Source organism: Streptomyces sp. H51 (genome assembly GCF_035656535.1).
Taxonomy (GTDB): domain Bacteria; phylum Actinomycetota; class Actinomycetes; order Streptomycetales; family Streptomycetaceae; genus Streptomyces.
In genome coordinates this window covers 19,943-41,859 of the sequence record NZ_JAYMHD010000085.1, presented here as the reverse complement: position 1 = coordinate 41,859, position 21,917 = coordinate 19,943, and the positions used below count along the sequence as shown (strand labels likewise).

Below are 21,917 nucleotides of genomic sequence, written 5' to 3'. Positions count from 1 at the left end.
GGCGACGGGGACACACGGTCCACGGGTTTTCGGCCACCTGGCAATCAGCCGGGGGCGGTCTTCACGGTACCTTCACCCGCCGTACGGACGGCGGGAGTTGCGGCCAGGGCCGGCGCCAGCGCCTGCGCCAGCTCCACCAGCCCGCCCGGGCCGGGGACCTCCGTGGCGTGCAGGCGGTACGCGCTCGGCGTGCCGGGCGGCTCCTCGCGCGCGGCGGCCCGGCGCGCCGCGTCGGCCACCATGGCCGCCTCCGCCGTCACCCGCGCCTCGTGCGGCGGCCGGCCCGCGCGCTCCGCCGCGGCGCGGGCCCGCTCGCGCACCCGGTCGTCGAAGTAGGGGGCCAGCGCCAGCAGGGCGTCGTGAATGGACACCTCCCGCCACTGCAGCCGGGCCAGCGGCGGCTGCCACCAGGAGGCGGGAGGCTCGGGCGCGGTGGACACGGAACGCACCAGGGACCACAGCGGGCCCAGCCGCCGGTGGTCGCCCAGACTGTGCCAGTGGGCGGCGAGCCCGGGCAGCACCCTGGGCAGCACGAAGCCGGCCGCGGTGACCAGACCGCCGAGCGACGCCAGCGGCGGGGCCAGGTCCGTGGACAGGAAGTCCAGGTCGTGGCCCGTCCAACGCGCGGTCACGGCCGTGTACTTGGCGAGCTGGAAGCCCACCCCGTCCAGCAGCGCGCCGACCAGGATCAGCCGCAGCCCGGTCCTGAGCATGCCGGTCACCTCACGGCCCCACCGCACGCACACCACGCACAGCGCGACGACGGCCGCGGTGTGCCCGAGCAGGTACAGCAGGATCATCTCCCGCATGTACGGCGTGTTCGCGTAGTAGGTGTCCAGGTCCCGCAGCCGTTCGGCGGGCGCGTCGGCCCGGGCGAACAGCACCACGATGGCGGCGACCAGCACCCCGTAGGCGGCGACGCAGCTGAGCGCCGTGCGCCGGACGCGGGCGGGCGGGCCGCCGCGCCAGTTGACCAGCAGGATGAACAGCGAACAGCTGTACGCGCAGAGCATGCCGTACGTCAGCGGGGCACCGAAGTTGGCGACGCCGGTCAGGTCGTTGACGGCGGCCAGGGTCAGCGGCGCCGAGCAGACGAAGACCAGCGCGCCGAGCACCACGGCCGCGCAGGTGGACACGGTCAGGCCGTCGAACGCGGCGCTGCGCGGGCGGCGGCACAGCAGCGCGGAGGAGACGGCGAGGGCGCAGGCCGCCAGGTACACCACGAGGCTCATGCGGTGCCCGTCGGCGTGGCCCCGCGGCGCACCCGGGCCGCGGAGACGAGCGGCGAGCCGGCCAGCGCGTCGGCGATGCGGACCAGGGCGGCCGGTTCGGGAGCCGCGCCCGGCAGCCACCCGGCGGCGTCCGGCAGCAACCGGTCGGACTCGTCGCGGACGGCGGCGGCGACGACCGCCGCCCACGCGGTGGCCTCGGCGCGCGCCGGGTCGCCGGTGGCCTGCAGCGCGGTGTCGTGCGTACGGTCGTACAGGGACCGGTCGAAGTAGGGGTCCAGGTGGCTCAGGCCGTTGTGGATGCTGGTCTGCCGCCACACCAGCAGGGTGGTGGGGGAGGCCCGGCGCGGGCGCGGCAGCCGCAGCGCCCGGCGGGTGAGGACGCCGTCCAGCTCCCGTTCGAGCGGTTCGAGACGCACGTACGTCTGCCAGGACCGCTGCCACTCCGTCAGCCGGGGCCCGGCCAGCGGGATCAGCACGCCGACCACCGTCAGCAGGGCGCCGAGCCCGGCGGCGGCCGGGGCGATCCGGGTGCCGATCACCGACCAGTCCCGCCCGCCCCAGCGGGCCGCCACGGCCACCAGCTTGGACACGCTGTACCCGGCGTTGCCCAGCGTCCCCACGCCCAGTGTCAGCAGGCTGACGCGCAGCCAGCCGTCCACCTCGCGGGCCCAGCGCAGCGACGACACCAGGGTGACGCCGGCGGCGGCGAGATGGCCGGCCAGGTACAGGACGATCATCTCGGCGATGTAGGGGGTCGTCGCGTAGTAGGTGTCCAGGTCGGTGCGGCGCTCCACGGGGGCGTCGCCGAGGGCGAACGTCACGGCGATGCCGAGCAGGACGAAGGCGTAGCAGACGACCCAGCGCCGCGCGGTGCGGTGCACGTGCGGCCCGCCGCGCCAGTAGACGATCAGGACCTGCGCGGCGGCGCCGTAGGCGGTGATGGACGCGTAGGTCAGCGGCGCGGCGAGGTTGGGCACGCCGCTGACGCCGTTGACGCAGGCGACCGTGGGCGGCGCGCCGAGGAAGAAGCACAGGCCGGCCAGGCCCAGCACCCAGCAGATCGCCCGCAGGTACGGGTCGTGCCGGTGGCGCACCAGGTCCGGGGCCTTGACCACCAGGCCGAGCCAGAGCGCGCCGCAGCTGATGTAGTTGATCGTGCCGTTCACCGGCGCCTCCCCCGGTGGTTGAGCGCGGCCCCGATACGGCCGGCCAGGTCCGGGGGGCCGTCGCCGCGGGCGGCGAACACGGAGTCCTCCGAGGCCTCCAGCCAGGTGCGCAGCCGACGGCCCATCAGCATGCCGAACAGGTCGGCCTCCTGCTCCTCGGCCAGGCTGAAGTCGGTGCGGGCCGCGCTCGCGGCGCCGCGGTTCATGTGCCACACCTCGTGGCAGAAGATCACGAGCTGGTGCCAGGGCGCGGCCCGCCGGTCGACGACGACGTCGTCGTGCGTCTCGCGTTCCAGCCACAGCCCGCTGGCGGTGTGCGGCGGGAAGACGGCCCGGTGGACGACGACCTCACGGCCGCGCCAGGCGCTGACGGAGGCGACGAGTGCGGCGAGCAGGACCTCGGGGTCGGCGGGGACCGGAACGCGTATGGGGTCGACGAGGGCGTCGGCGAGGCGACGCATCTCCCTGTTGGTCCGCACCACGACAGACTCTCAGATGTCCCCGTGATCCGTGCAGTCCTTCGCGCGTTCCGCCTTCTCAGGGCGGGGTCGGGCCGCCGGCCACGCGCACGCCGGCGTCCCGGGCACCGGCGCGCAGCGCCAGGAGGTCGTCGGTGCGGCGCAGGGCCCGGGAGACGGCGCCGATCTCGCGCAGCAGGTCCGTGGTGTCGGGGTCGCAGCCGGGTTCGCAGCCGCCCGCGCCGTCGTCCGGCCGGCGGCGCGCCTCGACGGCGTCCTGGATGGCCAGCGCGGACGCGAGCGCCTTGGCCCGGCCCGGCTCGTGACCGAGGGCGAGCGCGGCCTCGTACGACCGCTGCCGCCGGTCGTCGTCGATGTGGCGGGCCAGCGGGAGCAGCACGTCGCGGATGAACGTCTCCCGGCGGATCAGCCGCAGCTCCGCAGTGGAGCGCAGCACGAACGGGACGCCGCTGCCGTTGGCGGTCCGCATCAGCAGGTACAGGGGCCGCAGTTCGTGGTGGGCGAGCCGCACCCGCCAGCGGTCGTGCAGGTACTGGCCGGCGTGCGGGAGGATGAACCCGACCGCGATGAGGATGGCGGACAGGCAGGCGATGGGCGGTGCGACGCCGGTGCTGAGCCAGTCGAGCCGGCGCCCGCCCCAACGCGCCGCAACGGCGGTCAGTTTGGCGGCGTCGAACAGCAACTGGATGGCGTAGCCCACGCCGAGGAACTTCAGGCCCCAGCGCAGCCAGGCGTCGAGCCCGTCGGTGCGCACCCAGTTCCAGATCAGGCCCGAGGTGATCACGGTGGCCACGGTGTGCGCGAGGAGATAGAGCAGGATCATCTCGCGCATGTACGGCGTGTCGGCGTAGTAGGTGTCCAGGTCGCGCAGCCGCTCCACGGGCGCGTCGGCGAGGGCGAACAGCACCCACAGCGCGGCGATCACGCCCGAGTAGACGGCGACGACCCAGCGCGTGGCGCGCACCGTCTGCGCGGAGCGGTCGGACAGTCCGTTGCGCCAGGCGATGATGAGCAGCAGACACGATCCGCCGAACGCGGTCAGCAGCGAGTACACCCAGGGCGCCGAGATGTTCGGCACGCCCGTGACCCGGTTGACCAGGGCGATGGTCGAGGGCGCCACGAACACGAACACCGCGCAGGCCAGCACCAGCAGGCCGCCGACGGCGCGCAGCATCGGGTCGGCCCACAGGCGGATGATGGTGGGCAGCTTGATCGCCAGGGCGGCGGTCAGCACCCCGGCCGGGATCCACCAGAAGGACGGGTAGAACTCGCTCACGAACCCCGTCGGCGTCAGCGCCAACTGGGCCTGGGCGGGGGCGAACGCGGTGGTGGCGAGGGCCACGGGGGCGAGTACGGCGGTCACCGCGCCGGTCCTGCCGGCCCGCGCGGGTCGCGGTAGCCGAGGGACCGCTGGAGCGGACCGGGGGGAGGGCCGGCGGGGCGCGGGGACAGCAGCGGCCGCAGCGCGGCGGCGAGCCGGTGGCCGAAGTCGTCGGCGGCGGCCTCGTCGGCCGCGCGGGAGCCGTCGCGCGCGGCGACCGACAGCGCGACGTCCTGCCAGTCGGACCGCTCGGTCAGTGCGCCGTCCTGCCAGTCGCTCCGCTCGGCCAGCGCGCCGGCCGCCGCCGCGCCGGCCGGGTGATGGTGGTCGTGACCGGCGTGCATGTGCCACAACTCATGGCCGAGGATGACGAGTTGCTGGACCGCCTCGGCCCGCTCCTCGACGATGACCAGGTCGAAGTCCGGCAGTTCCACCCACAGGCCGGTCACCTCGATCTCGTCGGGGAACCGCTCGAAGCGCAGTTCGATGGGGCGCCCGCCCCGGCGCGCGCTCATCTCCGCGCACAGCGCCCGGCACAGCCCGCGCGCGTCGGCGGGCGGCCGGGGTCCGGCCCACAGCGCGGATGCGAGGCCGTCGGTCAGCTCGCGCATCCTGGAGAACTCCCGCGAGCGGTGCCGCCAGGCGGAGATCCGGGCCGCCTTCCTCCGTGCGCCCGCGATGTCCATGACTCCCCCTCTCGCCGCCGCACAGCAGGCCGTTCGAGATTACGCGGCCGGTCGGGCCCCCGTCATGTGAACGTGTGGCGTCGGCCACTCCGCCAACGGTGCCGTGGCTGGAAAGTCCCGTCCGGACCATTGACTGGGGGGCGCCCACTCCTTACGGTCCCGTTCGAAGTTACGGGTGTATTTCGATATGTCGAACGGTAGGGGTGGGGGCATGGGGCGATCCGACCCGAACCGCAGGCCCCTCACGGGCGGACGCGGAGGACCGCTCGTCGCGGACGGCTTCGGCGTCCCCGCACCGGGCACCGGCCCCGGTGCCGCCGCCGTGGACGCCGCGGGAGGCCGGTCCAGCGCCGGGGACGCGCGCTCCGCCGACGCCGGGTCCGACTACGGCGCGATTCCGCTCCCGCCCGCAGCCGGCGGACAGACCCCCCGCGCGCAGTCCCGCTCCTTTGTCCGCTCCTTCGTCCACTCCTTCTCCCAGCCGCACCGCCACCAGCACGTCCTCCAGGCAACTCCCGTCCCGAAAGGCACCCATGACCGAGAGCACCGCCCGCTTCACCCTCGACCCCGCCTTCACCGTCGGCGAGGTCGACCCCCGACTCTTCGGATCCTTCGTCGAACACCTCGGCCGCTGCGTCTACACCGGAATCTTCGAACCGGGTCACCCCACCGCGGACGAGGCGGGGCTGCGTGCGGACGTGCTCGGCCTGGTCCGCGAACTCGGCGTCACCGTCGTGCGCTACCCCGGCGGCAACTTCGTCTCCGGCTACAAGTGGGAGGACTCCGTCGGCCCGGCCGACAGCCGCCCCCGCCGCCTCGACCTCGCCTGGCACTCGACGGAGACCAACCGCTTCGGCCTGTCCGAGTACATCGGCTTCCTGCGCAAGGCCGGCCCGCGGACCGAGCCGATGATGGCCGTCAACCTGGGCACCCGCGGCGTCGCAGAGGCGCTCGAACTCCAGGAGTACGCCAACCACCCCGGCGGCACCGCCCTGTCCGACCTGCGGGTCGCGCACGGTGACAAGGACCCCTTCGGCATCCGCCTGTGGTGCCTGGGCAACGAGATGGACGGCCCCTGGCAGACCGGCCACAAGACCGCCGGGGAGTACGGCCGGGCCGCCGCCGAGACCGCCCGCGCCATGCGCCAGCAGGACCCCGGCGTCGAACTGGTCGCCTGCGGTTCCTCCAGCCGGTCCATGCCCACCTTCGCCGCCTGGGAGGCGACGGTGCTGCAGGAGACGTACGACCTCGTCGACTACATCTCCCTGCACGCCTACTACGAGCCCGTCGGCGGGGACGTGGACTCCTTCCTCGCCTCCGCCGTCGACATGGAATCCTTCATCGAGAACGTGATCGCTACCTGCGACCACGTCGGCGCCCGCCTGAAGTCGAAGAAGCGGATCAACCTCTCCTTCGACGAGTGGAACGTCTGGTACCTCTCCCGCCGGCAGGAGCAGGCGACCACGATCGAGCAGGACGACTGGCCCGAGGCGCCGCGCCTGCTGGAGGACGACTACAGCGTCACCGACGCCGTCGTCTTCGGCTCGCTGCTGATCGCGCTGCTCCGGCACGCCGACCGGGTCAGGGTCGCCTGCCTCGCCCAGCTCGTCAACGTCATCGCCCCGATCATGACCGAGCCCGGCGGCCCCGCCTGGCGCCAGACCACCTTCTTCCCCTTCGCCCAGGCCTCCCGGTACGGCCGCGGGCAGGTCCTCGACGTCCGCGTGGACTCGCCGACGTACGAGACGGAGAAGTACGGCGAGACCGCCCTGCTGCACGCCACCGCGGTGCGCGCCGAGGACGGCACGGTCACCGTCTTCGCCGTCAACCGCGGCCGCACCGGACCGCTCCCGCTCGAAGTCGCCCTGGGCGGACTCGGCCTGACGTCCGTCGTCGAACACAGCGCCCTCGCGGACGACGACCCGGACGCGCGCAACACCCTCGACGACCCCGAGCGCGTCACCCCGCACACGGTCCAGGGCACCACTCTGCGGGACGGCACGCTCACCGCCGTACTGGAACCGCTGTCCTGGAACGTGATCCGCCTGGCCTGAGACCCTCACGACGAAGGCACGAGATCCCGCACGACTTCCTGCAGGGCATCCGCGGAGACATCCGCGGACACCTCCGCCGCGCCGGCGCCGTCGACAGCGGGCGCGGCGGAGGCGGGGGTTACCCCCTCGTTCCGGCAGGGACGGGGTCAGTCCTGCGCGCCCCCCAGGGCCAGCGTTCCGGCGTAGCCGGAGGAGGCCGAACCACCCAGCGCGGTCGTGGTCAGGAGGCCGGAGGAGGCGCCTGCGTCGTCGTAGACCCCGTCCTCGGCGAGGGTGGTGCGCGGGACGGTGTTGGCCGAGTACGGCGAGATCGCGGCGACCTCGGCCCTGATCGACTCGTCGACGAACAACTGCCCGGTGTGGATCTCCTGGCCGCCGGTGAACGAGCCGTCGGAGGTGAGCATGACGTTCGTGTGCACCTTGACGTGGATGTGCACGCAGCGGCCGCGGTACCAGCCGGGGTAGATCGCGGTGATGCCCGCGACGCCGCCGACGTCGGTCAGCACGCCGCCGCGCAGGAAGTGCCGAGGGACGGGCGCTGTCGATGAGCTGTCAGTCAGGACCGTCGGGTTGGGTGTGCACGACGGGCGTGTCTGGGGTTGCCGGAGATCTCCTCGCATCTGTCTCAGTGGGCTCATGAAGTCCGGGATGGTGAGCCTGCGAACACGTCCTCACCTCAGCGACTTTCGAACTGCGTCGACCAGTGAAGCCGCCCGCACATCGTCGGTTCCCCCGATGATGTTGTTCATCACGTAGCCGAAGGCGACGCCGTGCTCCGGATCCGCGAAGCCGAGTGAGCCGCCTCGTCCGGTATGGCCGAAGGAGCTTGGACCAGTCATGACGGTGGTCTCGGTAGGGAGCATGTATCCGGAGCTGAATCGGCTCGGGATCAGCATTACTCGGTCCTTCCCCCCGGCCTGCTCCTTCGTCGCCGATGCCAGGCTTTCCGGAGTGAGCAGGCGCACACCGTCCACCTCGTCGATCAATGCGGCGTACAAGCGTGCCACTGCGTGTGCGGTGCCGATGCCGTTGGAGGCGGGGAGTTCCGCGGCCTGTACCTCGGGCGCGCCGAAGTCGATCTCCGCGGGGTGGGTGACCGCGTACGCCCTGTTGGTCAACGAGGCCGGGTCGCGCCAGGCGGCGGCCAGTTCGCGGAGTTCTTCGGGAACCGACTCGGTGGGTACGGTGGTCAGGTCGATGTCGGGCCGCTGATACACCATGCGGCTCACCCGGTCACGCTCGTGTGTCGGCAACCCGATGAAGAAGTCCAACCCGAGAGGGGCGGCGATCTCGTCGGCGAAGAAGCCGCCGGGCGTCCGGCCGGACACCCGGCGGATGACCTCGCCCACGAGCCAGCCCCAGGTCCGGCCGTGGTATCCATGGGCCTCACCCGGAGTCCACAGGGGACGCTGAGCGGCCAGCGCGGCAGTCATGGGGTGCCAGGCCAAGGCCTCCTTCAGAGGGACCGGTCGGTCCAGAGCGACCAAGCCGGCCTGGTGGGACAGCAGCCAGCGCACGGGGATGTCGGCCTTGCCGTTCGCCGCGAACTCCGGCCAGTACTCCGTCACCGGTGCGTCCAAGTCCAGCGCGCCGCGTTCGGCCAGCATGTGCGCCGCGGTCGCGGTCGCGCCCTTGGTGGCCGAGTAGACGAGTTGCAGCGTTTCCCGCGTCCACGGACGACCCGTCTCGGGATCAGCGACGCCACCCCACAGGTCCACGACCGGTCGGCCGTACCGGTACACGCACACCGCCGCGCCTATGTCCCCATGCTCGGAGAAATTCGCCGCGAAAGCTTCACGAACCAGTTCAAAACCGGTCGCAACCTCGCCGTCGATCGTCGTCATGCCGTCCATCCTGGCACCGGGGCTGTCGGCTCCGGCGGGACGGGCCGCTCGCGGAGCGCCAGACAGTGGCTGTCAGGCCGTGGCACGCAGCGCCTGAAGGCGTTCCCGGAACTCACGCACAGTGGGGACGGACTTGCGCGGTTCGAGCCGTGCGGAGAACTCCTTCAAGCGGTCCAGAGCCCGTACGGAGCTGACGCTGTTCTCCAGGAGCTGAGCGCCGTAGTTCGCGGCATCGAGCGCCCCTTCCAGGTCGCCACCAGCGAGCCGCGCCTCGGCCAGGCGACTGGACCGTACGGCCTTGTCCCGAGGAGCCGCGCTCGTCACAGAAGCCTCCAGGGAACCTGTCGCGCGCTCCACCTGCCCGGAACGCAACAAAACCTTGCCCTCGGTCGAATTCAGCTGGGCGTCGCCGAACCAGCCGAGCCAGTCCGGGTTCTCTTCCGGCGTGTGGCGCTCCCAGAGAGATATTGCACGGTTGAGAGCCGCTCCGGCATTCCGGTGGTCACCGTCGCGCGACAGTGCCTCGGCCTTGTGCAGATACAGGAAGGACTGGGTGTACGGCGACAGCGTTCGCGGGGCGTTGTCGATGGCGGTCGGCATGAGGTCGACACGCTCGGTGGTTCGTCCGGCCTCGGAGACGTGGACGCCCATCTCCGCGAGGACGAAGGCTCCGAACGCGTCGTCTCCTGCGGTACGAGCGCTGCGCAGGGCCCCGATGTAGTAACGCTGGCCGGCGGACCGTAGCCCTGCGTCGTAGGCCATCCACCCGGTCAGGTGTGCCACCCGGGCTGCCAGGCCGTAGAGGCGGACGCGCACTTTGTCGGTGTACCGGCCGGTGCTCAGGAGACCGGTCACCAGGGCGAGATCACCTCGCGCTTGCTCCAGGAGCGTGACGCCTCCGAGTGCATCGTCGAGAGTGCGGAGCGTGCTGATGCGCTTCTCGAGCGTCGAGACCATCGTGTCTGTGACCTGATCCCCGTTGAAGGCCGCGGATAACGCCGAGGGCGCGTCCACCCAGCTCTCCGCGAGGCCCGTCAGAGCGGCGCCGGTGATGGTGAGAAAGCCCCGGCGATCCATGCGGCCACTTCCCACGAGTTCGCACAACGCTTCGACGGTACCGGCCTCGGTCCACGGAGCGGTGAGCCCCGTGACCTCCCAGACAGGGAGCCACCGGGGCCATCGCTCCTTCCGAGCCTGCTCGTACGGGACGCGCAGCAGGTCGGCGAGTACGCGTTGGGCGTCCGCGTCCGGTTCCTGCCCCTGCTCCCACTTCCAAACAGTCGTCCGGTTGGTCGCGAGCGGGACTCCCAGTAACCGCCCGTGTGCCTGCATGAGCCGGGCGAACTCGGCCTTCCCCCATCCGCGCGTCTGGCGGAGGAAGCTCAGCGGATGGACCGCCAACGGCTCACCAAGCACGTCACCACTCCCGTCATCCCTTCAGAGCGTAGTTGGGAAGCTACTGCACGTTGCGACCTGGTGGGAGGGCGCCCCCATGAGAAACCCCCTGGAAACGTGCCGGCCTGCTCACTGAGGCCGTTGACTGAGTATCAGCCGTCCACGGAGCACGCTCGGGGTGTCTCCCGGAACGGTTCCCAGAACGGCGGTTCCGTCCCCGTTCCCCGTCGGGGACGGAGCCGCTCTCCAGTTCTTCGGAGGCCCCCGCCATGTCCAGGCTCGTCCATGTATTCGTCCTCGCGAGTGAGGAGAGGGAGGTGTCCCTCGCCCGGCGCAACGTCGTCGACAAGGTGCGCGCGTGGGGCGTGCTGTTGGACGACGAGACAGCTGACGCCATCGGCCTTGTCGCCTCCGAGCTCATCACCAACGCCGTGATCCATGGGGAGGGACCCGTCACGGTCGCGCTGTACCACCGGCCCGGTCGCCTGGTGATCGAAGTCCTCGATCACAATCCTTCCACTCCTCGGCCTAGTTGGGCCCAGGTCGATGAGGAGAGCGGGCGTGGCCTGGCACTGGTCGGACTTCTTGCTTCGCGGTGTGCCTGGGAGTCCACCGGTCGCGGGAAGCGCGTATGGGCGGAGATCGTGCTCCCCATGGCGGCACCCGCTGCTCGATCCGGCGTCCTGCGCCAGTTGGTCGTGCCACGGCCGAAGCACGGGGCCGGATCCGAGCTTGGGCTGCTTGCCGAAGGCCGAGGAGAGCTCGACCGCGGGCGTCCGGCCGATGAATCGCGGACCTGCCGCCTGCCGGTGTAGGACCACGGCTCATATCGCGACTCCCGATGACCGCGGCTCCACGGCAGCCCTCTCCCACGGCCGTGAGGCAGGCCATCGACCTCCCGCCAGAGCCCTGGCGGGAGAACCGAAGAAGAAGGAGTACGAGGTGACGGAGCGCAAGGCACCACCTCCGGCCCGAAGTGGCCTCCTGGTGGCCGTTGAGGAACTGACCGCTGTTCACGACCGGTACGACAGCCTCCGGTCGGACAACGCCGGGAGTTCCGGCGACGCGCCGTGGCCGGGCGGCGACGGCAACCTGCACGAAAGCGAGTAGGCACCGAGCGGTGGGGGCAGGCGCAGTTGGTCGTGCCGGCCCCCGCCGCGTCCCAATCAGATGGCCGAACCCGTGGAGGACGCAGCGGTGGAACATCGGTTGATCAGCGCCATTGAGACAGCACTCGGATGGAGCGGAGCGGAGGCGTTGGGCAAGGGCTTCGTCCGCGGGAGCATGGACGACCCCGCACTCGCCTCCCGCATCATGACTCCGAACCGCCTGCTCGACATCGTGATGCGCAGGAGCCTGAACCGTCCGCAGTTCCGGTGTTTCCGGGAGGGCGAGGAGGTTCATCCGGCCATCTACTACACCGACAGCGTCAGCCCCCGGGGCCAAAGCATTCCTGCGGTCAATATGCGCAGCCTGGGCAGGCTCCTGCGGGAGGGCGCGACGGTGATCCTGGACCAGGCCAACGTCTTCGATCCGACGATGGAGGTCGCGTGCCGGGCCATGCAGTGGTGGTCCCGTGAGCGGGTGCAGGTCAACGCCTATCTGACGACGAACGACGCCGCAGGTTTCCCCCTGCACTGGGACGACCACGATGTCTTGATCGTCCAGCTTGCCGGAGAGAAGGAGTGGGAGGTGCGCGCGGCCTCTCGCAACGTCCCGATGTACCGGGACTCTGACCCCAACAACACTCCGAGCGAAGAAACCATCTGGTCCGGTGTCATGCGGACCGGTGACGTCATGCACATTCCCCGAGGCCACTGGCACCAGGCGACACGGACCGGCAGCGGCGTCGGCAAGAGTCTTCACGTCACGTTCGGCATCACCAAGCGCACGGGTGCGAGCTGGCTGGCATGGCTGGCCGACTGGTGCCGCGAGCGCGAGGTCTTCCGTCATGACCTGGACCGCTGGCACGGAAGCGGTGGCCAAGCCCTGACAACGGCTGCCGCCCAACTGGTCGGCGATCGTCCCCCGGCCGACTTCCTGGCCGCGTACGAGCAGGAGACGACGCTGCCGCGGCATGTGCCGTTCCTCGACATACTGGGGCCGTTGGAGGCAGTGGTGTGCGCCACCCACTTCCCTCCTCGCATACAGGAAAGCGAGGCGACCGTCGACGTCGTGGCCTCCGGGAAGAGGCTCACCCTCGCGGCCAAGGCGCTGCCCGCACTGCGTCTGCTGCTGAGCGGCAGGCCGGTCCATCTGGAGCGTGCCGAGGTCGTCGTCGGGGCCGAAGTGACGGAGGTCGCCGAGATCCTGGTGAAGGAGGAGCTGTGTGCGGTGCTGACCCCCGAGTTGTCCTCGGGTTACACCGGTCTCGTCACGAGCGCCGTCTCCTGACCGGGGCGCTGGACCTTGGCGTCACCATGCTCGACACCAGCACCAACTACCTCGGCTTCCGCTCGCATCAGACTTTGGCGCGGACAGCTGGTGACCTGCTGCCGAAGTTCACGGTCTCCACCAAAGTCGGCTACTTCCCGGGGCCGGACGGGGCGGAGCACTCCCTGGATCCCGTACGGCTGCAGCGGGCTGTCGAACGGGCGGCCATGAATCTCGGTCGTGAGCCGGACCTCGTGTTCCTGCACAACCCGGAGCATTCACTGCGCGAAGCCACCCTTCACGACCGGGATGCGTTGGCGCAGGCGTGCACTGCCATGGATGCCGCTGCGGCGAACGGACTGTGCGCCGCCTGGGGCGTCGCGTCCTGGGACCCGTCGCCGCTATTGAGCCTGATCGACCAGACCGCACCTAGGCCATCGGTCCTCATGGTCCGCGCCGGCTTGCTTGTCGGAGCCGGAACCCTGGATGCCACGGATGCCCTCACCAAGGCGTGGGACCTGTACGACGGTGGGGTATGGGGGATGAGCCCTTTCGGAGGCAGCACCACCGCCCCGGTGTGGGACAGGATCGACCCGCGCGTCTTCGTCCGGGACAGCACCCGACTTTCCCGTGTGCAGGCGGCGTTCAGAACGGCCTACCACCTCCCGGAGGTCGAGTCCGTTGCCGTGGGCACCGATGACCTCGCCCATCTGAGTGAGCTTGTCGGTGCCCTGGCCGGCGAGGTCGAGAAGCGGACCATCCAGGAGTACCGCCGCCTCCTGCGGGACCGCTCCAGCAGTCAGCCCGACTGAAGCTCCTTGATGACCTGCTCGGACGTGCGCCGCGCGGGTTCCAGTCGAGGGTCCTCCGGGTGCGCGTCCGGCCCGAGGATCTTCGAGCAGACGAACAACGTCATCAACTTGCCGTCCCGGCTCTCGAAGTCGGACCGGCGCTCGTGCCGTACGCGATCGGCCAGAGCCGGAACGGCGAGGGAACTCGCCCACAGCGAAGCGGAATCCAGGCCGAGCGGTGCGTTCCCCCAATCTTCCCAGTCGAAGAGACTGAACACCGGAGCGGTCACATTCGCCCAATTCAGATCCGCGTGGGCCGGCACCCACCGCTCGACGGACGTATCGAAGTCGTCGGCGAAGACGCCGCGGATGGACTCGGTGACAAGGGCTTGGGTGATCGTGACGGTGTCCGGCGTGGCGACCCGCCCGGTGTCCTGTGCCGCCAGAGCGTCCAATGAGGCGTTCAACGCGTCCCACCAGTCGTCCGGCAACTCCGGGGCTTCACTGACAACGGCGCTTCCGACGGGATTCCCCGGCAGGAGTTCGGTTTCGTCGGCCCGCCACATCACAGGCCCGTCCGTGTCTCGCCAGACCACGCATCCGTGCCATTCGGGCCGTGCGATGCCTGCCAGGCGCGCGGCGCTTTCAGTGCCGTTCCACCCCTGATCGGGGATCTTGTCGATCAAGCGCCGCTCGATCCGCACCCACGTGTCGAGGTCAGTTCTGGCCCCCACGGACCGGCGCTTGCGGACCACCGTGTCCGGGAGCAGGCGCACCTGCAGAGACCGCTTGACGCGATCAAGAACCTCGTCAACCGGCTGCACCCGTAGATCAACAGCCTGACTCGTGGAGACCGAGAGCGTCATGGACGTGACCGTAGCAGCGGTGCGGATGTCCTGTTCCCGCCTGATGCAGCCGGTGGATTCCAGTACTCCGAGCGGGTGGGCGACGGCGTTGCGCGGGCGCTCCAGGGCGGCGCCGATCTTGCTGGGGGTGGTGGCGCCCCGCGCGATCGCGGTGAGGATGTCGTAGTACAGCGTGTGCTGTGTGATCCTCGGGTCCTCACGCAGCAGGTACTCCGTCTCGGTACGCGAGTACACCGCCCGCCCCGGGTCGAGCAGGGTTCGGGCGAGCCAGGTGTCGAAGCCGTCGTCCGGATGCGGTCGGGCGGCCACCGGCCGGTAGCCGGGGGCCCCGCCGAGGACCGCGTGCACCTTCAGCGCGGTCAGCGGGTCGGCGATCTGCCAGAAAGCCCTGCTGCTCCGGTAGTCGAAGGCGCCCAGCCGCAGATCGACCACGGCACGGCCTCGCAGTGGCTTCGTCCCCGGGAGCAGTTCGTGCATGACGCTCATCGCCGAGCCGCACAGGATCAGCCGTGGTCCCGGCCCGGCGCCGGGCCGGGCACCCCGCTGGCGTTCGTCGTAGAGCTGTTGCAGCAGGCCCGGGATCTCCAGTGAGTGCTGGAGCAGGTACGGCAACTCGTCGATGACCAGGAGCGGATGCGACGAGCGGGCGGTCACGTCGAGAGCGCTGGACAGGACGTCACGCCAGTCGGTCAGGCGCAGGCTTCCCGGCCGCAGGCCGGCGTGGGCCGCGACCGCGTCACTGAACCGCTGGATCGCGGGCAGCCGCCCCTCCTCCCGGACCGCCGTGACGTACAGACCGCCGACCCGCTCGGACAGGGCCTGCAGCAGGTACGACTTGCCGTGCCGCCGCCCCGACACGATACCCAGCCGCATGGCCGGATCCGGATCGGTGAGGAACTCCCCGAGGAGATCCCACTCCCGGTCCCGGTCGACCACGTCGTCCGGTTTGGTCGGCAGGCTCTTCCTCACTCGCCCTCCTCCACGTCGACCGACTGATCCTGTCTGAGTCGATAGGAATCCTCGTACTGGAGTTGACGGCAGGAAGGAGAGGCGGCCGTTGCGGCGGGGGTGGGGCTAGCCGGTGATGTCGAGGGCCGTGCCGTACAGGCGGCCGACCTTCAGCCGGATGACCACCCGGCGCTCGGCGACCATCTGCTCCAGGAACGCGCCTTCGTCCTCCGGCTTCGCGGCTCGCGGGATCATCTCGAGCAGTTCCCGGCCGACGGCGTCTCCGGGAGCGGTCGTGCTCTCGGAGACCTCGGCCTCGCCTTCGGCGACGGCGAACGACCAGACGTCGCCGCCCTGGACGTGCAGCGCCGCGCGCGGGTTGTTGCGCAGGTGGCCGACCTTGACCCGGTCGGCGGTCGTCGAGAACCGCACCGTACGGGTTTCCGGGTCCCACCTGTACAGCATGGTGGTCAGGTGGGGGTGGCCGCTGCGCCTGACGGTGGCGAGCGTGCCGAACTGCTGCCCTGCGAGCAGGCCGGAGAGGGCTTCGTCGGACAGGGGGCGAGGTGCTGGTCCTTGGCTCATGACGGGATCAACGACTCCGGCGGCACGGCGTTTCGTGGCCTGAGCCGCATTCGTCGGAGACGCCGTCGGTCGGCCGGGGCGCAGCCGCGGCCGGGGCACCCCGTGACCGGGGTATCCCGTGACCGGGTCACCCCCGGCCCGGGTCAGCCCGCCTGCCCCATCCCGGCCGCGTTCGGCCAGTTCTGGGCGCTGGGCCAGCCGGCCGCCGGGGCCGGGGCGAGGCCCGGGCCGGTGGTGCCGCGGACCTGGGCGGCGGTGAGGCCGCCGCGGGCCGGGACGCCGGGCGGGGTCGGGCCCGTCATCGGGGCCGGGGCGGGTACCGGGGCCGGTACCGGGGCCGGGAACGGGCCGCTCATCGGCGCCGGGGCAGGCGTCGCGGCGGGGGCCGGGGCGGCCGGGGCCGGAGTCGGGAAGGGGGCCGGGAAGGGGGCCGGGGCCGGGGGCTGGGGTGGGGCGGCGAGTGGCTGCGGGCCCAGCCGCGCCGCCGCCGGCATCGGCATCCCGGCGCCGTTCGACGGCCCCGCCGGGACCGCGGCGTTCGACGGCCCTGCCTGGGCCGCGGCGTTCGACGGCCCTGCCTGGGCCGCGGCGGGCAGCGGCATGCCGGGGCCGACGGCCGGGGCGGCCGGGGCGGCCGGGAGCCCTGGCGTCCCGGCGCCGACGGCCTGGGCGGCGAGGCCCCGCACGCCGGCCCCGTTGGTGGCGCTGACCAGCCGGTCCACGGCCGCCGTGCCCGAGCTGTAGCCGGTCCCGGTGCCCGGCTCGGGCACGGCGGCTCCCCTCCTGGTTGCGTAGAGCACCTGCTCCAGGCCGGACACCAGGCGACGCACGTCCACCTGGGGGCGCACCACGAGTCGCAGGAAGCGACTGGACGAACCGATCTTGTTGCCGCACTCGCGGACCAGGATCCGGTGCTCGGTGAGCATCCGGTCCCGGACCACGGTGCCCTCGGCGCCCACGGGGAGGCGCACGAAGAGGAAGTTCCCCTGCGAGGGGTAGACCGTCAGGCCGGGCAGCGTGGCGAGCTGGGTCGCCATGTCGAGGCGGTCGCGGCGGACCTGCCGCAGGCTCCGCGCGTACTCGGCGCCGTGCTCCTTCAGCATGAACACCACGTGCTCGGCGAGAGAGTTGAGGTTCCACTTGGGCAGCATGGAGCGGACGCGGCCCGCCAGCGCCGGGTTGGCGACGAGGTAGCCGAAGCGGATGCCGTGCAGGCCGAAGTTCTTGCCCAGGCTGCGCAGCACGACCACGTTCGGGCGGAGCATCGCCTCCTGGACGACGGACGGTTCCACCTCGGCGTCCGCGAACTCCAGGAACGACTCGTCGATCACCACCAGGTCCAGGTCCGCCATCGCGTCCATGAACTGCACGACCGCCTGCCGGTGCAGGAAGCCGCCGTCGGGGTTGTTGGGGTTGCAGACGACCGCGACGCGGGTGCCGCGGGCCCGGATGAACTCGGCGTACTGCGCGAGGTCCAGGGCGAAGCCGCCGGCCTCCTGAAGCGGGAACATGTCGACCCGCTTGCCGGTCTCCATCGGCTGGTCGGTCCAGCGGCCGAAGGCGGGGACGGGGACGGCGAGGGACTCGCGGACCAGCAGGTGGTCGATCCAGGTGATCAGCTCGGTCGAGCCGTTGCCCATCGCCACGCACTGCGGCGGAAGCCGGAGCAGGTCGCACAGCTCGGCCGTGATCGTGTCGGCGCTGCTCGGGTAGTACGTGATGATGTCGCGCAGCCGCGCCGCCAGCTCCTCGAACATGGCCGGGGTGGGGAAGTACGGATTGCAGGGGATGCAGAAGTCGACCGGCCCGGCCCCGTCGCCGCCCTCCCGCGCCGGCGCCGCCATCGACGGGCTGTGAGCCGCGGTGCTGCGGAACAACGAGGTGACGTTGTCGGCCATGGAACCTCCGTACCGGGCGGGCCCTGGCGGGGACTTCAGGGTCCGTCGTCCTTGGGTGGCCCGCGCGGGGGAGCGCGGGCCACCCATACATACGGGGCCTCAGCGGGTGTTGTTCAACCCGTGTGAAGAGATGGTGCGCGACGGTCCGGACCGGTCAGCGGCCGAACGAGTGGACCGTGGTCGTCCGGTACGTCTGCCCGGGCCGCAGCACCGTCGACGGGAAGTCCGCGTGGTTCGGCGCGTCCGGGAAGTGCTGCGTCTCCAGGCACAGCGCGTCGCCCTGCCGGTAGGTGCGGCCGGAGGTGCCGGTCAGGGTGCCGTCGAGGAAGTTGCCCGAGTAGAACTGCAGGCCCGGCTGGTCGGTGGCGATCCGCAGGGTGCGGCCGGAGCGCGGGTCGCGCAGCGTCGCGACGTGCTCGGGCCGCTGCGTGATCCCCTTGTCGAGGACCCAGTTGTGGTCGTAGCCCTTCGCCATGACCTGCTGCTCGTGGCCCGCGCGGATGTCCCGGCCGATCGGCTTGCCCTTGCGGAAGTCGAAGGGGGTGCCGGAGACCTTCGCCAGCTCGCCCGTGGGGATCAGCCCCGAGTCGGTGGGCGTGTAGCGGGAGGCGGCGATCGTGAGCTCGTGGTCCTCGATCGTGCCGCTGCCCTCGCCGGCCAGGTTCCAGTACACGTGGCTGGTGAGGTTGACGACCGTGGCCTTGTCGGTGGTGGCCTCGTAGTCGATGCGCCAGTCGCCGTGCCGGGTGAGGGTGTACGTCACCGTCGCCCGCAGCGTGCCCGGGTAGCCCATCTCGCCGTCGACGCTGGTGTAGTGCAGGCGCAGGCCGACATCGGAGCCCTGGGCGAACGGCTCCACGTCCCACACGCGCTTGTCGAAGCCCTTGGCGCCGCCGTGCAGGCTGTTGTCGCCGTCGTTCACCGACAGCTGGTAGGCGGTGCCGTCCAGGGTGAACCGCCCCTTGGCGATGCGGTTGCCGTACCGTCCGACGATGGCGCCGAAGTACGGGCTGGAGGCGACGTAGTCGTCGATGCTGTCGAAGCCGAGGGAGACGTTGGCGTAGCGGCCGCGGTGGTCGGGGATCTCCAGGGAGTGGACGATGCCGCCGTAGGAGAGGACCCCCAGCCTGGTGCCGCCGTTCTCCAGCGACCAGAGGTGGACCTTGGTGCCGTCGGCGAGCTTGCCGAAGAGCGTCCTCACGGGCTTCCTGCCTCCCGGGGCGGCCTGTGCCGTTCCGCCGAGGGCGGTCGCGGCGACGCCCGCCGCCGCCGCGCCCGCGATGACCGTGCGTCTGTTCAGTTCCATGTGCGGCTCCCGTAATGGGTGGGGCCCCGCCTTCCGGCGGGGCCCGAGCTGACTTACGAACCGGACTTGCGCTTGTTCCACACGTCGAAGCCGACGGCCGCGAGCAGGGCCAGGCCCTTGATGACCTGCTGCCAGTCGGTGCCGACGCTCAGGAGGTTCATGCCGTTGTTCAGCACGCCGAGGACGAGACCGCCGATGATCGCGCCGAGGACGGTGCCCACACCGCCGCTCATGGACGCGCCACCGATGAACGACGAGGCGATGGCCTCGAGTTCGAAGTTCAGGCCCGCCTTCGGAGATGCCGCGTTCAGGCGGGCGGCGACCACCAGACCCGCCAGGGCCGCGAGCACGCCCATGTTCAGGAAGACGTGGAAGGTGACCTTCTTGTCCTTCACGCCGGACAGCTTGGCCGCCGGCAGGTTGCCGCCGATGGCGTAGATGTGGCGGCCGAAGACGGCGTTGCGCATGACGTAGCCGTAGCCGACCACCAGCACGCCCAGGACGATCAGGATGATCGGCGCGCCCTGGTAGCTGGCGAGCAGCATCGTGACGGCGAGGATCGCCGCCGCGATGGCGGCCAGCTTCAGCAGGAAGGCGTTGCGCGGCAGCACGTCCAGTGAGAACTCCTGCTCCCGCCTGCGGTCCCGGATCTCCTGGTAGAGCGCGAAGGCCAGCAGCACGATGCCGAGGAGCAGGGTCAGGTTGTGGTAGTTGGTGTTCGGGCCGACCTCCGGCAGGAAGCCGTTGCCGAGCTTCTGCAGGCCCTCCGGGAACGGGCCGAGGGTCTGGCCCTCCAGGAGGATCTCCGTCAGACCGCGGAAGAGCAGCATGCCCGCCAGGGTCACGATGAACGACGGTATGCCCAGATACGCGATCAGGAAGCCCTGCACCGAGCCCGCGACCGCGCCCACCACCAGGCACAGCACCAGCGCGACGGGCCAGGCCACGTCGTGCTGGACGGTCAGCACCGCCGCGAACGCGCCCACGAACGCGGTCAGCGAGCCGACCGACAGGTCGATGTGCCCCGCGATGATCACCAGCATCATGCCGATCGCGAGGATCAGGATGTAGCTGTTCTGCAGCACCAGGTTGGAGACGTTGCGCGGCAGCAGCAGGTCGCCGCCGGTCCACACCTGGAACAGTACGACGATCAGGCCGAGCGCGATCAGCATGCCGTACTGGCGCATGTTGCGGCGCAGGCCGTTCAGCATCAGGTGCAGCAGGCCCTCGCCGGAGGCCGCGCCCCCGTTCTTCCTGGGCGGCGCCGAGGCCGGGACCTTGTCCGTCACATCCGTGCTCATCGGGTTACCTCTTTGTCCTTCGTCATCTGACGCATCAGCACTTCCTGCGTGGCCTCCGCCCGCGGAACCTCACCCGTGAGCCGTCCGGCGGCCATGGTGTAGATGCGGTCGCACATGCCGAGCAGCTCCGGCAGCTCGGAGGAGATGAAGACGACCGCCTTGCCCTCGGCCGCCAACTGGTCGATGACCGTGTAGATCTCGTACTTCGCGCCCACGTCGATGCCGCGGGTGGGCTCGTCGAGGATCAGCACGTCCGGACCCGCGAAGATCCACTTGCTGAGGACGACCTTCTGCTGGTTGCCGCCGGACAGCTTGCCCACCGGCTCGAACACGGTCGGCGCCTTGATGTTCATGGACTTGCGGAAACGCTCGGCGACCTGCCGCTCCTCGTGCTCGTCGACCACCCCGCGCCGGGCCACCTTGCCCAGGGCGGTCAGCGAGATGTTGCGGTTGATGGTGTCGATGAGGTTCAGGCCGTAGTGCTTGCGGTCCTCGGTGACGTACGCGATGCCGTGCCCGACCGCCTCCGAGACGGTCTTCGTACGGATCTCACGGCCGTCCTTGAGGACCGTGCCGCCCGCGTGCCGGCCGTAGGCGCGCCCGAAGACGCTCATCGCCAACTCGGTGCGGCCGGCGCCCATCAGGCCCGCGATGCCGACGATCTCCCCGCGTCGCACGGTGATCGACACGTCGTCGACGACCTTGCGGTGCTGGTCGATGGGGTGCAGCACGGTCCAGTTGCGGATCTCCAGCGCCGGTGCCGCGCCCACCTCGGCATGGTGCGGCGTGCGGTCGGGGAAGCGGTGGTCGAGGTCGCGGCCGACCATGCCGGAGATGATGCGGTCCTCGGTGGTCTCCGGCGCGTTGACGTCGAGGGTCTCGATGGACCGGCCGTCGCGCAGGATCGTCACCGAGTCGGCGACCCGCCGGATCTCGTTCAGCTTGTGGGAGATGATGATCGAGGTGATGCCCTGCTTCTTCAACTCCAGGATGAGATCGAGGAGTTTGCCGCTGTCCTCGTCGTTGAGCGCCGCGGTCGGCTCGTCGAGGATGAGCAGCTTCACCTTCTTCGACAGCGCCTTGGCGATCTCCACCAGCTGCTGCTTGCCCACGCCGATGTCGGCGATCCGGGTCTCCGGGTGGTCGGTCAGACCGACCCGGCGCAGCACCTCGGTGGCGTGCCTGAGCGTCTCGTTCCAGTCGATGAACCCCGCGGAGGCGTGTTCGTTGCCGAGGAAGATGTTCTCCGCGATCGACAGGAACGGCACCAGCGCCAGCTCCTGGTGGATGATCACGATGCCCCGGTGCTCGCTCGCCCGGATGTCCTTGAACTCGCAGACCCCTCCATCGAAGAGGATCTCGCCCTCGTAACTGCCGTGCGGATGGACGCCGGAGAGCACCTTCATCAAGGTGGACTTCCCGGCGCCGTTCTCACCGCAGATGGCATGGACCTCGCCCTGACGGACGGTCAGAGTGACGTTCGACAGCGCCTTCACACCGGGAAAGGTCTTGACGATCGAGCGCATTTCCAGGACGGGTCCCGCCATGGTCGTGCCCTTTCGGTCCGTAGGAATGGCCGTAGGAACGGCTGTAGGAACGGCTGTAGGAATGACCGTAGGAACGGCTGTAGGGATGGCCGGGGGGCGGCCGTAGGAACGGCCGGGGAATGGCC

General features: G+C 70.7%; 18 protein-coding genes and 2 pseudogenes. 5 read left to right on the top strand and 15 right to left on the bottom strand.

Features of this window, described 5'->3' with window-relative positions:
• Positions 1 to 44: 44 nt before the first annotated feature.
• The 5 genes from VKA29_RS33445 to VKA29_RS33425 all read right to left on the bottom strand — a co-directional run bounded on the left by VKA29_RS33445 (position 45) and on the right by VKA29_RS33425 (position 4,884).
• The gene (locus tag VKA29_RS33445; protein ID WP_324789797.1) at positions 45 to 1,232 is read right to left on the bottom strand and encodes an MAB_1171c family putative transporter; all 1,188 of its coding nucleotides are present in this window, start codon (positions 1,230 to 1,232) and stop codon (positions 45 to 47) included.
• Positions 1,229 to 2,398: an MAB_1171c family putative transporter gene (locus VKA29_RS33440; protein ID WP_324789796.1), complete on the bottom strand. Its 1,170-nt coding sequence runs from the start codon at positions 2,396 to 2,398 to the stop codon at positions 1,229 to 1,231. Before VKA29_RS33440 ends, VKA29_RS33445 begins: the two co-directional genes overlap by 4 nt.
• Complete coding sequence (locus VKA29_RS33435; protein ID WP_324789795.1) at positions 2,395 to 2,877, bottom strand: toxin; 483 nt, start codon at positions 2,875 to 2,877, stop codon at positions 2,395 to 2,397. Before VKA29_RS33435 ends, VKA29_RS33440 begins: the two co-directional genes overlap by 4 nt.
• 58 nt (positions 2,878 to 2,935) lie before the next feature.
• The gene (locus VKA29_RS33430; protein WP_324789831.1) at positions 2,936 to 4,171 is read right to left on the bottom strand and encodes an MAB_1171c family putative transporter; all 1,236 of its coding nucleotides are present in this window, start codon (positions 4,169 to 4,171) and stop codon (positions 2,936 to 2,938) included.
• Between the two features lie 65 nt (positions 4,172 to 4,236).
• Complete coding sequence (locus tag VKA29_RS33425) at positions 4,237 to 4,884, bottom strand: toxin-antitoxin system, toxin component family protein (RefSeq protein ID WP_324789794.1); 648 nt, start codon at positions 4,882 to 4,884, stop codon at positions 4,237 to 4,239.
• 533 nt (positions 4,885 to 5,417) lie between these two features.
• Between VKA29_RS33425 and VKA29_RS33420 the strand changes: the two genes are divergently transcribed.
• The gene (locus VKA29_RS33420) at positions 5,418 to 6,938 is read left to right on the top strand and encodes an alpha-N-arabinofuranosidase (protein WP_324789793.1); all 1,521 of its coding nucleotides are present in this window, start codon (positions 5,418 to 5,420) and stop codon (positions 6,936 to 6,938) included.
• Between the two features lie 146 nt (positions 6,939 to 7,084).
• Here VKA29_RS33420 and VKA29_RS33415 read toward each other — a convergent pair.
• From VKA29_RS33415 to VKA29_RS33405, 3 genes and pseudogenes are all read right to left on the bottom strand, one after another.
• A pseudogene (locus VKA29_RS33415) lies at positions 7,085 to 7,459 on the bottom strand (protocatechuate dioxygenase); the annotation flags it as partial.
• A 150-nt stretch (positions 7,460 to 7,609) separates the two neighbouring features.
• Positions 7,610 to 8,782, bottom strand: coding sequence for a serine hydrolase domain-containing protein (locus VKA29_RS33410; RefSeq protein WP_324789792.1), 1,173 nt, complete (start codon positions 8,780 to 8,782; stop codon positions 7,610 to 7,612).
• Positions 8,783 to 8,854: 72 nt separating this feature from the next.
• Positions 8,855 to 10,198 (bottom strand): transcriptional regulator, encoded by a 1,344-nt coding sequence (locus tag VKA29_RS33405; protein WP_324789791.1) that lies wholly within the window; start codon positions 10,196 to 10,198, stop codon positions 8,855 to 8,857.
• 296 nt (positions 10,199 to 10,494) lie between these two features.
• Here VKA29_RS33405 and VKA29_RS33400 point away from each other — a divergent pair, with 296 nt between their 5' ends.
• The 4 genes from VKA29_RS33400 to VKA29_RS33385 all read left to right on the top strand — a co-directional run bounded on the left by VKA29_RS33400 (position 10,495) and on the right by VKA29_RS33385 (position 13,362).
• A complete protein-coding gene (locus VKA29_RS33400; RefSeq protein WP_324789790.1) occupies positions 10,495 to 10,992 on the top strand; it encodes an ATP-binding protein in 498 nt (165 codons plus the stop codon).
• A gap of 127 nt (positions 10,993 to 11,119) precedes the next feature.
• The gene (locus tag VKA29_RS33395) at positions 11,120 to 11,287 is read left to right on the top strand and encodes a hypothetical protein (RefSeq protein ID WP_324789789.1); all 168 of its coding nucleotides are present in this window, start codon (positions 11,120 to 11,122) and stop codon (positions 11,285 to 11,287) included.
• A gap of 87 nt (positions 11,288 to 11,374) precedes the next feature.
• Complete coding sequence (locus VKA29_RS33390) at positions 11,375 to 12,571, top strand: JmjC domain-containing protein (protein ID WP_324789830.1); 1,197 nt, start codon at positions 11,375 to 11,377, stop codon at positions 12,569 to 12,571.
• A gap of 26 nt (positions 12,572 to 12,597) precedes the next feature.
• A complete protein-coding gene (locus VKA29_RS33385; RefSeq protein ID WP_420718624.1) occupies positions 12,598 to 13,362 on the top strand; it encodes an aldo/keto reductase in 765 nt (254 codons plus the stop codon).
• Here VKA29_RS33385 and VKA29_RS33380 read toward each other — a convergent pair.
• The 7 genes and pseudogenes from VKA29_RS33380 to mmsA all read right to left on the bottom strand — a co-directional run bounded on the left by VKA29_RS33380 (position 13,350) and on the right by mmsA (position 21,792).
• The gene (locus tag VKA29_RS33380; protein ID WP_324789829.1) at positions 13,350 to 14,207 is read right to left on the bottom strand and encodes a hypothetical protein; all 858 of its coding nucleotides are present in this window, start codon (positions 14,205 to 14,207) and stop codon (positions 13,350 to 13,352) included. The two genes, VKA29_RS33385 and VKA29_RS33380, sit on opposite strands and share 13 nt — an antisense overlap.
• Before the next feature lie 24 nt (positions 14,208 to 14,231).
• Positions 14,232 to 15,176: pseudogene (locus VKA29_RS33375) on the bottom strand (AAA family ATPase); the annotation flags it as partial.
• Between the two features lie 105 nt (positions 15,177 to 15,281).
• The gene (locus tag VKA29_RS33370; protein WP_324789787.1) at positions 15,282 to 15,740 is read right to left on the bottom strand and encodes a PPOX class F420-dependent oxidoreductase; all 459 of its coding nucleotides are present in this window, start codon (positions 15,738 to 15,740) and stop codon (positions 15,282 to 15,284) included.
• 143 nt (positions 15,741 to 15,883) lie between these two features.
• Entirely contained in the window at positions 15,884 to 17,638 is a 1,755-nt protein-coding gene (locus VKA29_RS33365) for a histidinol-phosphate transaminase (RefSeq protein WP_324789786.1), read from the bottom strand.
• A gap of 154 nt (positions 17,639 to 17,792) precedes the next feature.
• Complete coding sequence (locus VKA29_RS33360; protein WP_324789785.1) at positions 17,793 to 18,944, bottom strand: aldose epimerase family protein; 1,152 nt, start codon at positions 18,942 to 18,944, stop codon at positions 17,793 to 17,795.
• Positions 18,945 to 18,997: 53 nt separating this feature from the next.
• Complete coding sequence (mmsB, locus tag VKA29_RS33355) at positions 18,998 to 20,245, bottom strand: multiple monosaccharide ABC transporter permease (protein ID WP_324789784.1); 1,248 nt, start codon at positions 20,243 to 20,245, stop codon at positions 18,998 to 19,000.
• On the bottom strand, positions 20,242 to 21,792 hold the full coding sequence (gene mmsA / locus VKA29_RS33350) for a multiple monosaccharide ABC transporter ATP-binding protein (RefSeq protein ID WP_324789783.1): 1,551 nt from the start codon (positions 21,790 to 21,792) through the stop codon (positions 20,242 to 20,244). The genes mmsB and mmsA overlap by 4 nt, the downstream gene beginning before the upstream one ends.
• Between the last annotated feature and the right edge of the window lie 125 nt (positions 21,793 to 21,917).

Bases quoted from the DNA above. Each gene is read 5' to 3' on its own strand.
- VKA29_RS33445 (WP_324789797.1), bottom strand. From the start codon at position 1,232: ATGAGCCTCGTGGTGTACCTGGCGGCCTGCGCCCTCGCCGTCTCCTCC.
- VKA29_RS33425 (WP_324789794.1), bottom strand. From the start codon at position 4,884: ATGGACATCGCGGGCGCACGGAGGAAGGCGGCCCGGATCTCCGCCTGG.
- VKA29_RS33420 (WP_324789793.1), top strand. From the start codon at position 5,418: ATGACCGAGAGCACCGCCCGCTTCACCCTCGACCCCGCCTTCACCGTC.
- VKA29_RS33410 (WP_324789792.1), bottom strand. From the start codon at position 8,782: ATGACGACGATCGACGGCGAGGTTGCGACCGGTTTTGAACTGGTTCGT.
- VKA29_RS33385 (WP_420718624.1), top strand. From the start codon at position 12,598: ATGCTCGACACCAGCACCAACTACCTCGGCTTCCGCTCGCATCAGACT.
- VKA29_RS33380 (WP_324789829.1), bottom strand. From the start codon at position 14,207: ATGACGCTCTCGGTCTCCACGAGTCAGGCTGTTGATCTACGGGTGCAG.
- VKA29_RS33370 (WP_324789787.1), bottom strand. From the start codon at position 15,740: ATGAGCCAAGGACCAGCACCTCGCCCCCTGTCCGACGAAGCCCTCTCC.
- VKA29_RS33365 (WP_324789786.1), bottom strand. From the start codon at position 17,638: ATGGCCGACAACGTCACCTCGTTGTTCCGCAGCACCGCGGCTCACAGC.
- VKA29_RS33360 (WP_324789785.1), bottom strand. From the start codon at position 18,944: ATGGAACTGAACAGACGCACGGTCATCGCGGGCGCGGCGGCGGCGGGC.
- mmsB (WP_324789784.1), bottom strand. From the start codon at position 20,245: ATGAGCACGGATGTGACGGACAAGGTCCCGGCCTCGGCGCCGCCCAGG.
- mmsA (WP_324789783.1), bottom strand. From the start codon at position 21,792: ATGGCGGGACCCGTCCTGGAAATGCGCTCGATCGTCAAGACCTTTCCC.